This is a genomic window from Haloarcula nitratireducens, from assembly GCF_019599505.1.
In genome coordinates this window covers 28,436-41,398 of record NZ_RKLT01000003.1, presented here as the reverse complement: position 1 = coordinate 41,398, position 12,963 = coordinate 28,436, and the positions used below count along the sequence as shown (strand labels likewise).

The following is a 12,963-nucleotide window of genomic DNA, read 5'->3' as shown; positions in this document are numbered from 1 at the left end:
CGAGAAAAGCGGCGGCCGTCACTCGCTGTTCACGAGGTCCGGCGAGGTCCGGAACGCGAGGTGAGTCGCCACGTCGAGACTGTCGCGCGCGTGCTGGACACACCGTTCCAGCAAGACGACCGCTCGCTGGAGTTCCAGCAGGGGTTCGGGGCGCTCGCTAGCCAATTGGTCGTTGCAGGCGGCGACGTGTTCGTCGACGGCCGCCAGTCGGTCGCGGGCGGTCTCGGTGGCTCCGTAGTCGGGAGTCGTGACGGCGTCGATGGTCGCACACACCGCCTCGTCGAGCGCCTCGCCGAGGTCGCGGAGTCTCTCGGCGGGCTCGTCGTCCGGCGCTTCGCCGTCGCTCTCGACGGCGAGGTCGGCGATATCGCGGGCGAGCCCGGCCATCAGCGAGACGTCCTGTGCGACCGATCGGAAGCCGATGAGCGGGAAGCCGGTGTCGAGTCCCACCTCCTGGTTGAGTTGCGGGTTCCGGTACGTGGCGAAGACCAGCCGCAAGAAGAGGTAGAAGAGCTTCTCGACCTGCTCGTGACGGTTAGACGCCGCCCGCGCCCGGTCGACGTCGCCCTCGATTAGCGCTGCGAGACTCTCGGTTCGCATCGTCGCCTCCGTTCGACTGAGCCGGCCCAGCAGCGTCGGCAGGTCGAAATCGCCCGGTGCGACCGAACACCGGACGGTGACGGTCTGTTTCGCCTGCTCGACGATCCCGAGCCCCATGAGCTGTCGCTCCGTCCGGAAGATCGCGTCGTGATGATCGGGCGAAAGCGGCGACGACGACTCGACGCGGATGAGCTGTCGGCCGAGCACGTACTGGGTAATGACGGCCCGACCCAGCGCGTCGGGCGACAGCGAGTCGGCGTCGATGGTCGCGCTCGCGTCTTCGACGGTGGGTTCTTCGGGAACTAACAGGAGCGAGCCGCCGTTCTCGTCGCGCTGGACGATGACCTCGTCGCCCTTCTCGATCCCGTGGTGGCGGGCCCACTCGGCCGGGACGGTCACCGCGAGCGTCGAGGAGCCGAGTTGCTGGACCTTCCGTTTCACGCGGACGTAATCGGAGTTCACGGCAGGGCACTCCGCGTTGAGAGTTTCGCTGGACGGACGTTCATCTCTATTCGAATAAAACACACTATCGGATAGTAGATTCGGGTTTCGGTTGACACAATACGTGCAATATGTCTGAATATGTCTCGCCTAGCCACTCACGACGACGAACACGAGCGTGAGAGCCAACAGGGCGACGACCAGTGCGAGGCCGAACACGAAGAACCGGTCGGCGGCCGAGCGGTCATAGAGACTGTCGTAAGTCATTTCGGTAGGTCGCCGAGACCGGATCGGCGAATACCGCAACACAGCTACGACAGTCTCTATCAGTCATCGTCGTCGCCGCCGGCGACGATGGTCCGCTGGCCCTGCCGGTCGAGGCTGCGGACGCCGTAGCTCTCCCGGGTGGCGTAGCCGACCGCGAGGAACACGGTGAGACTCACGGTCGGTGCGATGAACGTCGGGATGCCGTCGAAGGCGGCGGTGAAGACGTCGTTCTGGACGTACAGGAGCGTGTTCTCGTAGCCGTAGGTGACCGGAATCAGGACGAAGAAGGCGAGGCGAGTCACGCTGCCGGAAATCATCGAGGCCAGCGCCGCGGGCGTCGTCGCCACGTCGGGCCAGTAGAGACCGAGCGCCAGCGGGACGAGCGCGCCGGCGAACATGATGTCGAACGCCAGGACGAGCAACATCCCCGTCGCGGGGACGCGAAGGGCGAAGAACACGCCCAGCAGGGTAATCGGGACCGCCATCATGCGGGTGACCTTCAGGAGCTTGTCGCTCTCGTGACTGAAGAAGCCGCCGTCGGCCGCCGTCGGGTCGGCCTCGGTCTTCTCGTCGACGCGGATGTCGCCGATGTTGCGGGCGATGACCGACGAGGTACCCAAGATCGCGCCGTCGCCCGTCGAGAACGAGGCGGCGACGATACCCCCGAGGACGAGCGCCGCCAGCCACGGCGGGACGGCGTTCTGTAAGAGGACGTAGAGGACCGCCTGTTCGCCGGCCTGAACGCCCATCGACTGGAGGATGGAACCGGCCGAGAGCGCGACCATCGAGAACGGGATCCCGATGACGAGCGTCCCGAGACTGCCGATGAAACACGCTTTCTGTGCCGTCTCCGGGTCGTCGGCCGCGAAGACGCGCTCCATGAAGTCCAGAGCGACGATGTCGCCGAGTCCGAGCGCGGCGATGGTGGCGAGGTTGACGTACGCGCCCTTCGAGGGGTCGGTGAGCTGGCCGAGCGCCGTCGGTCCCATCCCTTCGGGGATCGTGATGCCGTAGTTCATCGCGACGAAGGCGACGAGCGCGAGCGACCCGGCCAGCGCGACGAACGCTTGAATCACGTCGGTGTAAGCCACCGCGAAGAGGCCGCCGGCGATGGTGTACGCGAAGATGATGGCCGCGATGGCGACGACGCCCGTGAAGTACGAGGTGCCGACGAACGTCTGGAAGAGGTAGCCGCCGGCGACGAGGTTCCCGGCGAGCAGGAAGGCGTAGCTCAGCACCATGATGAGACTCGCGAGCACCTCGACGCCGCGGCCGTACTTCCGGCGGTAGAAGTCCGGGAGCGTGACGAGGTCCATCCGGTTCATCGGCTTCGCGAAGAACAGGCCGGTGACGAACAGACAGAGCGCGAGCCCGATGGGCAGCGCCGCGCCGGCCCAGAAGCCGAAGGAGGCGGTCAGGTCGGTGTTGCCGAGCGTCGCGTTCGCGTCGAGCGATTGGGCCATCAGCGTCGCCGCGGCGAGCGGGAGAATCAACCCCCGGCCCGCGATGATGTAGTTGACGCTGTCGCCGTTGATGTACTTCGAGACGTAGAGGCCGACGCCGAGCATCACGACCACGATGGCCGCCAGTCCGTAGACGATGACGCTCACCGACCCACCCCCCGGTTGACGAATCGGGCGGTTTCCCGCGAAGCGATGTGCGATACGCGAACCTTCCTGCGGATTGCGTGTACGTCCGGTCGCATATGGGTTACAGAATTGACGAATCATCCACAGTAAAAAGAGCTTATCCTGTGATTGTTTACCGTCTCTGATCGTACATGCACGTCCCCAAACCGTCCCATGAGACGGATGGACGTTCGAACAGTTCCAGTGGGTGGGGACGATGCGTACCTCTCGGAACTCCTTGTACTGTATAAGGTTACTGTGGGGAGACGCCGCTTCAGACGAGTCGCGGGAGGCGAGCGCGCGTCGGCGACTCGTCGGTCTTCGCCGCCTCGACCGGGAGTTCGCGCCACGGGAGGAGCCCTCGTCGGAACAGGCGATAACTGTACGGCTCACCGTGCGGGGCGAAGACGACGAGGGCGAACCGCTCGGGGATGTTGCGCCTGTCCGTCTCCGTCAGTCCCGACGGGGAGGCCGCGGAGGTGTGTGAGTGATAGAACACGCGCGGACGAGCGGGGGCGCGCTCGTCTACCGTCGCGACGTATCGCCGCGTCGGCTCCTCGGCCTCGTTGTCGAGGTCGACGTGCGAAACGGCGCGTAAGCGGTCGCCGCGGCGCTCACAGGCGAGGAATCCGCCGGCCTCGCGGGGGTGTGCGGCCTCGGCGGTCTCCGCGAGGCGCTCTCGGATCGGCGCTGGCACGATCAGGCCGCGGATCCGACGCGGGAACACGGCTTCGAAGAGGGCGGCATCGAAGATAGATGTGTCCGTTCGCGTCGCGCGGCCGACTACTGGCCGACGAGGACGACCTTCACCTGCTGGACGCCGCCGAGCGCGCGGAGGCGGTTGGCGAGTTCGGTGATGTCACCGGCCGCGCCCTCGACGACGAGCGTCTCCATGCAGGTGTCGTGCGAGAGGTGGATGTGCTGGACCGAGGTGATGGCGTCGGCCATCTCGTGTTGGATGGTCTGGAGGTCGTCGGCGAGGCCCGAGACGTGGTGGTCGTGGACGATGACGATGGTCCCGTGGTGCTGTTCGTCGCCGGCGCTCTCCCACTCGTAGTCGGCGAAGAAGTCCCGCAGCGAGTCTCTGATGGCCTCGGAGCGACTGGCGTACTCCCAGTCGTCGACGATGCCGTCGAGTCGCTCGACCATCGCCGACGGCAGCGTCAGGCTGATCCGGTCGATGTCGTCGCTCATACCTCGGGCGTAGGCGAGTGGGGGTAATATGCGTGGCTACCGTCGCCGCGTCAGTAATACTGCGCGATGAGAAAGTATTATCTCGGACGGGCGGCGAGGCAGTGACATGCACATCCCAGACGGGTACGTCGACCTGTCCCTCGCGCTGCTGTTCGGCGCGCTCTCCGTCGCGGTGCTCGGCTACGCCGCCGAGCGGATAGACGGCGAGATATCCGACGCCCGCGCGCCGCTCGTCGGCGTCGTCGCCGCCGGCGTCTTCGCCGCGCAGATGCTCAACTGGCCCATCCCCGGCGGGACGAGCGCTCACTTCGTCGGCGGGGCGTTCGCCGCCATCCTGCTGGGCCCACACCTCGGCGCGCTCTGTATAGCGACCGTCGTGACGATTCAGGCGCTCGTCTTCGGCGACGGCGGCCTCGTCGTCCTCGGCGCGAACGTCTTCAACATGGCCATCGTCGAGGTGTACGTCGGTTACGCCGTCTATCGCGCGGTCGCGCCCTACGGCGAGTTCCGGGCGGCCTTCGCCGCCGGCTGGCTCGGAATCACCGCCGGCGCGCTCTCCGCCGGCCTCCAGCTCGGCCTCTCGTCGGCGTTCGAGTACCAGTTGCTCACCACGCTGGCCATCATGGGCGTCGGCCACCTCGTCCTCGGCCTCGTCGAAGGGGCCATCACGGCCGCCGTCTATCGGTATCTCGTCGACGCTCGACCGGACCTCCGACCGACCGCCGCGGGGGAGGCGAGCGTCTGATGGCCCCCGACTGGCTCCCGCGTGCCCTCGCGGCGCTGCTCGTCCTCGCGCTGCTGGCCCCGGTGTTCGGGTGGGCGGCCGGCGCGGTCGGCTACGCCGAGCCGCTCGAAAACGCCGCCGAAGCGACCGGCGCGACCGACCACGCCGAATCGAGCGGCGTCGCACCGCTCCCCGACTACGGCGTCCCCGGACTCGGTGGCGCGAGCGGGACGTTCGTCTCGGCCGTCGTCGGGACGGCGCTGACGCTGCTCGTCGCGGCCGGTCTCGGTCGGCTGCTCGGCACCGACTCCGATGGCGCGCACTGACCTGCTAGACCGCACCGTCGCGGCGATCGCGGCCCGCGCCCGCTGGTTCCTGCTCGCCGAGGACGTGCCCGAACGGTCCGGCTTCCTGCAGGCCGTCGCGCCGAGCGTCAAACTGATCGGCGTCGTCGCCCTCGTCGCGTTCGCCGTCACCAGGCGCGACCTGCAGAGCGTCGCCCTCCTCGCGGGAGTGGCCGCCGCGCTCGCGCTGCTCTCTCGGGTCCCCCTCCGAACCTTCCTCGGCCGAGCGACTGGCCCGGCCGCGTTCGCGGCGGTCGTCGTCGCTCCGCAAGCGTTTCTGACGGGCGGCCCGACGTTCGCGGGGACGCCGCTGTCGGCCGCCGGCGTCGAGTACGTCGCCGTCTTCACCGTCCGCGTGGCCGCCTGCGTCGCCTTCCTCTCGGTCCTCCTGCTGACGACGCGCTTCGCGGACCTGTTGGTCGCGCTCCGCCGACTGCGCGCCCCCGCGATCGCCGTCTCGCTGCTGGCGATCACCTACCGGTATCTGCTGCTCTTCTTCGCGGAACTCGAACGGATGGTCCGCGCGCGGCGGGGCCGCACGCTCGCGGACCCGGACCTGCGTCGGACGTGGCGCGATTCGGGCAACTTCGTCGGGACCTTTCTCCTGCGAAGTCTCGAACGCGGTGAGGGCGTCCAGCGGGCCGCCCGCGCCCGCGGCGGGACGGGCGCGACGCCGACCCGCTCTCACGAGTCGCTCGGCGCGGCCGACGCCGGGTTCGCGCTGGTCGTCCTCGCCACCGTCGCGGGGGTGGGCCTCGCGTGACCGCTATCGAGGCGACCGGTCTGCGGTACGCCTATCCGGACGGGACGCTCGCCGTCGACGGCGTCGACGTGACGATAGACGCGGGCGAACGGGTCGCGCTGCTCGGCCCGAACGGCGCGGGCAAGAGCACGCTCCTCCAACTGCTCGGCGGCCTCGTCGAACCGGACGCCGGGACGGTCCGGTACTTCGGGGAGACGACCGACGCCGACTCGGTCCGGGAGCGACTGAGCGTCCTCACGCAGGACCCCGCCGAGTACCTGTTCAACCCCACCGTCAGAGAGGACCTCGCGTACGGCCCGGCCCAGCAGGACGTTTCGCGAACCGAGGTCGAGCGCCGCGTCGAGGGACTCGCCGACCGACTCGACCTCGACGGACTGCTCTCGAAGCCGCCGTTCAGACTCAGCGGCGGCGAGCAGCGCCGCGCGGCGCTGGCGAGCGCGCTCACCGTCGAACCCGACGCGCTCTTGCTGGACGAACCGGTGAGCAACGTCGACGCCGGCAACCGCGCTGCGATCCTGTCGCTGCTCGACGAGCTCTCGGCGGCGGGGGTTCCCGCGAGCGAAGCGAGTGGGGGCTCGTCGGAGCGCCGCTCCGACGGCGTTACGCTGGTCACGTCCACGCCGGAGACGGAACTCGTCCCGCACGTCGCCGACCGCGTGATACTGCTCGACTCCGCCGGCGAGGTGGTCGCCCGCGGCTCGACCCGGGAGATACTGACCGACGTCGACCTGTTGACCGACTGCGACCTCCGCCCGCCGCAGGTCGTCCGCCTGTTCGAGGGGCGCGAGGACGTGCCCTTGACGGTTGCCGAGGCGCGCACCCGACTCGACGGGTGAGGCTGGACGCTCGTCCAGTCGAGCGAACTTCAGTGTGACGAATCGGCTAAAATACTGCATCGAGTGGCGCTATTTGCGCCGAGAGCAATCCGCTTATCACACCTGTCCAAACTCACACGCACACGATGGACGAGCAGTCGAAAACGCCGATCGAGGTGGTGCGTCGTGGTTGAGGACCTCGTTCCCGGCGAAGTGATAACCGAGGAGGGAACGCTGACGCTGAACGAGGGCCGCGAGACGGCGGCGGTGACAGTCGGCAACGCCGGCGACCGGCCGGTACAGGTCGGGTCGCACTTCCACTTCTTCGAGGCCAACGCCGCCCTCTCCTTCGACCGCGAAGCCGCCTTCGGGATGCGGCTGAACATCCCCGCCGGCACTGCGGTCCGGTTCGAACCGGGAGACGAACAGACGGTCGACCTCGTCGCCATCGGCGGTAAGCGCGTCGCCCACGGGATGAACGGGATGGTGAATGGAAGCATCGATGGCGACCCGAGCGCCGCGCTCGAACGGCTGCGAGACGCCGGTTTCCGAGACACGGGAACTGACGGCGACGATAGCGAGGGGGACGCGGAGTGACCCGCGACGTCGACCGCGACGCCTACGCGGAACTCTACGGACCGACCGAGGGCGACAAGGTGCGCCTCGGCGATACCGAACTGTTCGCGAAAGTCGAGGAGGACCTGCGCACGCACGGCGACGAAGCCGTCTTCGGCGGCGGGAAGACGCTGCGGGACGGCCTCGGGATGGCCCCCGGCGTCACGCAGGCGGAGGGCGCGCTCGACTGGGTGCTGACGAACGCGACCATCATCGACCCCGTTTTGGGTATCGTCGCGGCCGACATCGGCATTCGGAACGGCGAGATCGCGGGAATCGGGAAGGCGGGCAACCCCGACACGATGGACGGCGTCGACATGGTCGTCGGCCCGGCGACGGACGTCTACCCCTGCGAGGGGAAGATCGCGACCGCCGGCGCGCTGGACATCCACGTCCACTGGAACTCGGCGCAACTGCACGAACACGCGCTCTCGACGGGCGTGACGACGATGCTCGGCGGCGGCTACGGCGGCGGCGCGACGACGTGTACGACCGGTCCCGAGAACGTCAAGCGGTTCCTGCAGGCCGCCGAGGCGTGGCCGGTCAACGTCGGCTTCTACGGGAAGGGCAACGCCTCCGATCCCGAACCGCTGCGCGAGCAGATCGAGGCGGGGGCCTGCACGCTGAAACTCCACGAGGACTGGGGGTCGATGCCCGACGCCATCGACACCTGCCTCGACGTGGCCGAGGAGGAGGACGTGCAGGTCTGCATGCACACCGACACGCTCAACGAGGCCGGCTTCGTCGAGAACACCTTCGCCGCCGTCGACGGCCGGACGATGCATCTCTTCCACATCGAAGGGGCCGGCGGGGGCCACGCGCCGGACATCATGGAGATGGTCGGCGAACCGAACATGCTCCCCTCCTCGACGAACCCCTCGATGCCCTACACCGACAACACGTTCGACGAGCACCTGGACATGGTGATGGTCTGTCATCACCTCAATCCCGACGTGCCCGAGGACGTGGCCTTCGCCGAGTCGCGCGTGCGCGCGGAGACCATCGCCGCCGAGGACGTCCTCCACGACATGGGTGCGATCTCGATGATGACGACGGACTCACAGGCGATGGGGCGGATGGGCGAACTCGTCTCTCGCACCTGGCAGACGGCCTCGAAGATGAAGTCCCAGCGCGGCCCCCTGCCCGAGGACGAGGGCACCGACGCGGACAACCACCGCATCAAGCGCTACGTCGCGAAGTACACCGTCAACCCCGCCATCTCGGCGGGTATCGAGCGCTACGTCGGGACGCTCGAACCCGGCAAACTCGCCGACGTGGTGCTGTGGGACCCCGCGTTCTTCGGCGTCAAGCCCGCGATGACGTTCAAGGGCGGCTTCCCGGTCCACTCGGAGATGGGCGAGGCCAACGGGTCGCTGATGACCTGTGAACCGGTCCTCCAGCGCGAACGCGCGGGGGCCGTCGGCAAGGCCAAACACGGGCTCTCGCTGTCGTTCGTCTCGCCCGCGGCCGCCGAACGCGGCGTCAGCGAGGAATACGCCCTCGACACCCCCGTCGTCCCCGTCGAGGGGACGCGCACGCCCGGCAAGGACGACATGGCGTACAACGACTACTGTCCCGACGACATCGAGGTCGACCCCGAGACGTTCGAAGTCCGGGTCGACGGCGAACACGTCACCTGCGAACCGTCCTCCGAACTGCCACTCGCACAGCGGTACATGCTATGAAACTCACGGCCAAAGAGCAGGAACGACTCACCGTCTTCACCGCCGCAGAGGTCGCGAGACGCCGCAAGGACCGCGGCGTCCCGCTGAACCATCCCGAGGCCGTCGCGTACATCAGCGACTGGTGCATCGAACGGGGCCGCGACGGGGACTCGGTCGCCGAGATACGCGCCGGCGCGTCCCAACTGCTGGGCCGCGAGGACGTCATGGAGGGCGTCCCCGAGATGATCGGCATGATTCAGGTCGAACCCGTCTTCCCCGACGGCACGAAGCTCGTCACCGTTCACGACCCGATTCGCTCCGACAGCGTCGGTGGACTCGACGAGGACAGTGAGACCGACAGCGAGGAGGCAGCGCGCGAGGGGGCGGCCGAATGAGCCTGACCCACCGCGACGTGGCGACGGTCGGAATCGGCGGCCCGGTCGGATCGGGCAAGACCTCGCTGCTGACGGAGATCGTCCCGCAACTCCGCGAGGACGGCCTGGACGTGGGCGTCATCGCCAACGACATCCTCACGCGGGAGGACGCCGAGCGACTGCGCGAGCGGTTCGCGGGCGTCGTCCCCGAGGACCTCGTCGCGGGCGTCGAGACGGGCGCGTGTCCCCACACCGGCATCCGCGAGGACCCGTCGATGAACCTCCAGCAGATAGACGCCTTCCTCGCGGAGCACCCGGAACTGGACCTCGTGCTGATAGAGAGCGGCGGCGACAACCTCGCGGCGACGTTCAATCCCGAACTCGCCGACTACTCGCTGTACGTCATCAGCGTCGCGGAGGGCGACGACATCCCACGAAAGCGCGGCCCCGGCGTGGTCGACTGCGACCTGCTCGTGATGAACAAGACGGACCTCGCCCCCCACGTCGGCGCGGACCTAGAGGTGATGGAACGCGACGCTCGCGAGGTCCGCGACGGCCCGTTCGTCTTCACCGACTGCAAGGCTAAGGAGGGCATCGACGACGTGCTTCGACATCTCCACGAGGGAGTGTTGTTCGCCTGATGGCCACGGAGGTACCCGACCGGACGGACGCCGCCGACGCCCCGCACCCCGCTTTCGAGGGATACGCGGCTGAATCCCCGCCGCAGGCCGCCGTCGGCGCGCCGGGCAAGGACGGCGTGCTGAAACTGACGTTCGCGCCGACGAGCGGCGGGACGGCGCTCGTCCACGACTACGCGACGGTGCCGTTCCACGTCTCGGGGACGCTCGCCCACGACCCGCACCCCGACGCGGCGACGGTGTTCGTCCAGTCGCCGACCGGCGGCGTCGCGCAGGGCGACCGCCACGACGTCGCGATCTCCGTCGAAGGAAACGCGACCGCGCACGTCTCGACGCAGAGCTCGACGAAAGTGCAGTCGATGACGCACAACTACGCCGCCGCCGGCGCGTCCCTCTCCGTCGGGCGGGGCGGCCATCTCGACTACGTGCCGGAACCGACCATCCTCCACGCCGACGCCCGCTACTCGCAGGACCTGACGCTCTCGCTCGACGCGGGCGCGACGGCGGTCCTCGGCGATATCGTCGTCCCCGGTCGGCTCGCGCGCGGCGAGCGCTTCGAGTTCGAGCGATATCTCTCGCGTGTCCGCGCCGAGGGGCCGAACGGCCCGCTGTTCGAGGACGCGACCCACCTCGCGCCCGGCGAGAGCGACCCCGCCGCGCCGGGCGTCCTCGGCGAGTTCGCGGTCTACGGGACGCTGTTCGTCGTCGCGCCCGGGACCGACGCCGCCGGCACGAGCGACGAACTCCACGCGGTCGTCACTGACTGCGAGGCCCGCGCGGGTGCGACGGCCCTCCCCAATGGCGCGGGCGTCGCCGTCCGTGCGCTGGGCGACCGCGCGGAGACGGTCCAGAGCGCGCTCCACGCCGCCTGGGACAGCGCCCGCCGGGACCTCGTCGGCGCGCCCGCACCGTCCGGGAGGAAGTACTGATGTACGTCGCAGACAGCTATCTCGGCCACCGCGAGGACAGCGCGGTCGCCGATCGATTGGCCGAGGCCGATCAGCTTCGAGTCGTCCTCTCGGACACCGACCGCCGGCGCTCGCGCCTGCGCACCGAGACGACCGACGGCGAGGATCTCGGCATCGTCGTCGCCCGCGACCTCGCGGACGGCGACGTGCTCGAAACCGACGACGGGACGCTCGTCGCGGTCGAACTCGCCGCGATCGACGCGCTGGTCCTCGACTTCGCCGAGGCCGACGTGTCGGCGGCCGCCGCGCTGGAACTGGGCCACGCGCTCGGCAATCGCCACTGGGACCTCGCCGTCCGGGGCGAGGAGGCGCTGTTCCCGGTGCCCGACACCCGCGAGCGGATGGACGCCGCCGTCGCGGACCTGCTTCCCGAGGACGTCACGACCCGCTACGAGCGGGTTCCCCCGACGACGTTCGACGACGGGGACGACCACGGCCACGGCGAGGACGGACACGCACACGGCCACGGTGACCACACGCATTCGCATTCACACGGCTCTCACGACGGTGCTGACCGCGGATACAGCCGCGACCACGCGCACGGCGTGCGCACCATCGACGGAGACGGCGAATGAGCGGGGACGCTGACGAAGATGCGAGCGAGACGAGTGCGGAGGCGACCCTCGAAGCGTTCCGCCTGGCGGACTCCTTCCTCCCGGTGGGCACCTACACCGTCTCCTACGGCCTCGAACAGTTCGTCGCCGACGACCGGGTGACCGACGCCGAGGACCTCCGCGCGCTCTTAGAGACGTACCTCCGTCGGCAGGTCGGGCCGGCCGAACTCGTGGCGCTGCGGGCCGCTCACGCGGCCGCGCGCGAGGGCGACGTAGATGCAGTCTGTGCCGCCGATCGCCGACTCGCGGCGGTGACGCTGGCCGCGGAGTTCCGCGAGAGCGCGCAGAGCTCCGGCGCTCGCCTGCTCTCGCTCCAGCGCGACCTGCGCGACTCCGATCTGTTCGAGCGATACGCGGAACGCGCTAAGGGCGAGGCGCGCAGCGCCTCGAACGGAAACGGTGGAACCGCTGAAGGCGCACCCGGCAACTACGCCGTCGTCCTCGGCGCGGCGACCGGACTCGCCGGAGTCGACGAACGAGAGGCGTGTCTGCTGTGCTGTCACGGGTTCGTGACCGGGCTGCTGGGGGCCGCCCAGCGCCTCCTCTCGCTGGGCCACACCGACGCCCAGCGGATCCTCGACGACCTGCGACCGGTGATAGCCGACGCCGTCGAGGACAGCGCCGACCGGACGCTCGACGACATGACGCCGTTCGCACCGCTGGTGGACGTGCTCGCGGCCGACCACGAACGGGCGCAGCGACGCCTGTTCGTGAGCTGAACCGCGCTGTTCGGCGGATGCTACCTCTTCAAGCTACCGTGGTCGTGCGCGCCCGTCGCTCGAACAAGTTGGCTATTTGATATCATGCGGTCCATCCCCAGACGCAATGGCGACCGAATCCACGACTGCGGCGGAGACGGACGTAACGCTCGCCGACTGGCAAGCCGGCGTACTCGGCGGTATCCTCGGGGCGGCCGTGATGGCCGTCCTCATCTCGCTTACGAGTCCGCCCGTACTGCAGGGCGCGATTCCGGGCCTCTACGGCCTCTCGGGCGGCGTCGCGGGGTGGGTGGTCCACCTCTCGCACGGGGCGGTCCTCGGCGTCGCCTTCGCGGCCGTCGCCGAGCGTGGTCTGCCCGCCGACCGCTCCATCGGCTCGACGCTCGGTCTCGGCGTCGTCTGGGGCGTCGTGACGTGGCTGGTGCTCGCGGCGCTCGTGATGCCCCTGTGGCTCGGCGCGGTCGGCTTCCCGCAGGCCCCGCCGTTCCCGAACTTCGCGGTCCCGAGCCTGCTCTGGCACGTCGTCTACGGGGGCGTGCTGGGCATCACGTACGCGGCGCTCCGCTGACGGCCGGCAAGAACCAAACCGCCCGGG

Annotated in this window: 16 protein-coding genes; 12 read left to right on the top strand and 4 right to left on the bottom strand. The window is 69.0% G+C overall.

Annotation, left to right across the window (positions count from 1 at the left end; all coding sequences use genetic code 11):
* Window positions 1–18: 18 nt before the first annotated feature.
* The 4 genes from EGH23_RS26300 to nikR form a co-directional block, all read right to left on the bottom strand.
* Window positions 19–1,041: an AbrB/MazE/SpoVT family DNA-binding domain-containing protein gene (locus EGH23_RS26300; protein WP_220580300.1), complete on the bottom strand. Its 1,023-nt coding sequence runs from the start codon at window positions 1,039–1,041 to the stop codon at window positions 19–21.
* 326 nt (window positions 1,042–1,367) lie between these two features.
* Window positions 1,368–2,918, bottom strand: coding sequence for a high affinity choline transporter 1 (locus EGH23_RS10130; RefSeq protein ID WP_220579899.1), 1,551 nt, complete (start codon window positions 2,916–2,918; stop codon window positions 1,368–1,370).
* 292 nt (window positions 2,919–3,210) lie between these two features.
* Window positions 3,211–3,633, bottom strand: a complete 423-nt coding sequence (locus tag EGH23_RS10125; protein WP_328765928.1) for a M67 family metallopeptidase — start codon at window positions 3,631–3,633, stop codon at window positions 3,211–3,213.
* Window positions 3,634–3,719: 86 nt separating this feature from the next.
* Window positions 3,720–4,130, bottom strand: coding sequence for a nickel-responsive transcriptional regulator NikR (gene nikR / locus EGH23_RS10120; RefSeq protein ID WP_220579898.1), 411 nt, complete (start codon window positions 4,128–4,130; stop codon window positions 3,720–3,722).
* Window positions 4,131–4,236: 106 nt separating this feature from the next.
* Here nikR and EGH23_RS10115 point away from each other — a divergent pair, with 106 nt between their 5' ends.
* The 12 genes from EGH23_RS10115 to EGH23_RS10060 all read left to right on the top strand — a co-directional run bounded on the left by EGH23_RS10115 (window position 4,237) and on the right by EGH23_RS10060 (window position 12,936).
* The gene (locus tag EGH23_RS10115; protein WP_220579897.1) at window positions 4,237–4,875 is read left to right on the top strand and encodes an energy-coupling factor ABC transporter permease; all 639 of its coding nucleotides are present in this window, start codon (window positions 4,237–4,239) and stop codon (window positions 4,873–4,875) included.
* A complete protein-coding gene (locus EGH23_RS10110; RefSeq protein WP_220579896.1) occupies window positions 4,875–5,180 on the top strand; it encodes a PDGLE domain-containing protein in 306 nt (101 codons plus the stop codon). Before EGH23_RS10115 ends, EGH23_RS10110 begins: the two co-directional genes overlap by 1 nt.
* Complete coding sequence (gene cbiQ, locus EGH23_RS10105) at window positions 5,167–5,961, top strand: cobalt ECF transporter T component CbiQ (protein ID WP_220579895.1); 795 nt, start codon at window positions 5,167–5,169, stop codon at window positions 5,959–5,961. The genes EGH23_RS10110 and cbiQ overlap by 14 nt, the downstream gene beginning before the upstream one ends.
* Window positions 5,958–6,797: an energy-coupling factor ABC transporter ATP-binding protein gene (locus EGH23_RS10100; protein WP_220579894.1), complete on the top strand. Its 840-nt coding sequence runs from the start codon at window positions 5,958–5,960 to the stop codon at window positions 6,795–6,797. The genes cbiQ and EGH23_RS10100 overlap by 4 nt, the downstream gene beginning before the upstream one ends.
* A gap of 165 nt (window positions 6,798–6,962) precedes the next feature.
* The gene (locus tag EGH23_RS10095) at window positions 6,963–7,373 is read left to right on the top strand and encodes an urease subunit beta (protein ID WP_220579893.1); all 411 of its coding nucleotides are present in this window, start codon (window positions 6,963–6,965) and stop codon (window positions 7,371–7,373) included.
* Window positions 7,370–9,076: an urease subunit alpha gene (gene ureC, locus EGH23_RS10090; RefSeq protein WP_220579892.1), complete on the top strand. Its 1,707-nt coding sequence runs from the start codon at window positions 7,370–7,372 to the stop codon at window positions 9,074–9,076. Before EGH23_RS10095 ends, ureC begins: the two co-directional genes overlap by 4 nt.
* Window positions 9,073–9,450 carry an urease subunit gamma gene (locus EGH23_RS10085; RefSeq protein ID WP_220579891.1) on the top strand — a complete coding sequence of 126 codons (378 nt, stop codon included), beginning with the start codon at window positions 9,073–9,075 and terminating at the stop codon, window positions 9,448–9,450. Before ureC ends, EGH23_RS10085 begins: the two co-directional genes overlap by 4 nt.
* Entirely contained in the window at window positions 9,447–10,070 is a 624-nt protein-coding gene (gene ureG / locus EGH23_RS10080) for an urease accessory protein UreG (protein WP_220579890.1), read from the top strand. Before EGH23_RS10085 ends, ureG begins: the two co-directional genes overlap by 4 nt.
* Window positions 10,070–10,996, top strand: coding sequence for an urease accessory protein UreD (gene ureD / locus EGH23_RS10075; protein WP_220579889.1), 927 nt, complete (start codon window positions 10,070–10,072; stop codon window positions 10,994–10,996). Before ureG ends, ureD begins: the two co-directional genes overlap by 1 nt.
* A complete protein-coding gene (locus EGH23_RS10070; protein WP_220579888.1) occupies window positions 10,996–11,610 on the top strand; it encodes an urease accessory protein UreE in 615 nt (204 codons plus the stop codon). Before ureD ends, EGH23_RS10070 begins: the two co-directional genes overlap by 1 nt.
* A complete protein-coding gene (locus tag EGH23_RS10065) occupies window positions 11,607–12,368 on the top strand; it encodes an urease accessory protein UreF (RefSeq protein WP_220579887.1) in 762 nt (253 codons plus the stop codon). Before EGH23_RS10070 ends, EGH23_RS10065 begins: the two co-directional genes overlap by 4 nt.
* Window positions 12,369–12,474: 106 nt before the next feature.
* Complete coding sequence (locus EGH23_RS10060) at window positions 12,475–12,936, top strand: histidine kinase (protein WP_220579886.1); 462 nt, start codon at window positions 12,475–12,477, stop codon at window positions 12,934–12,936.
* Window positions 12,937–12,963 lie beyond the last annotated feature (27 nt).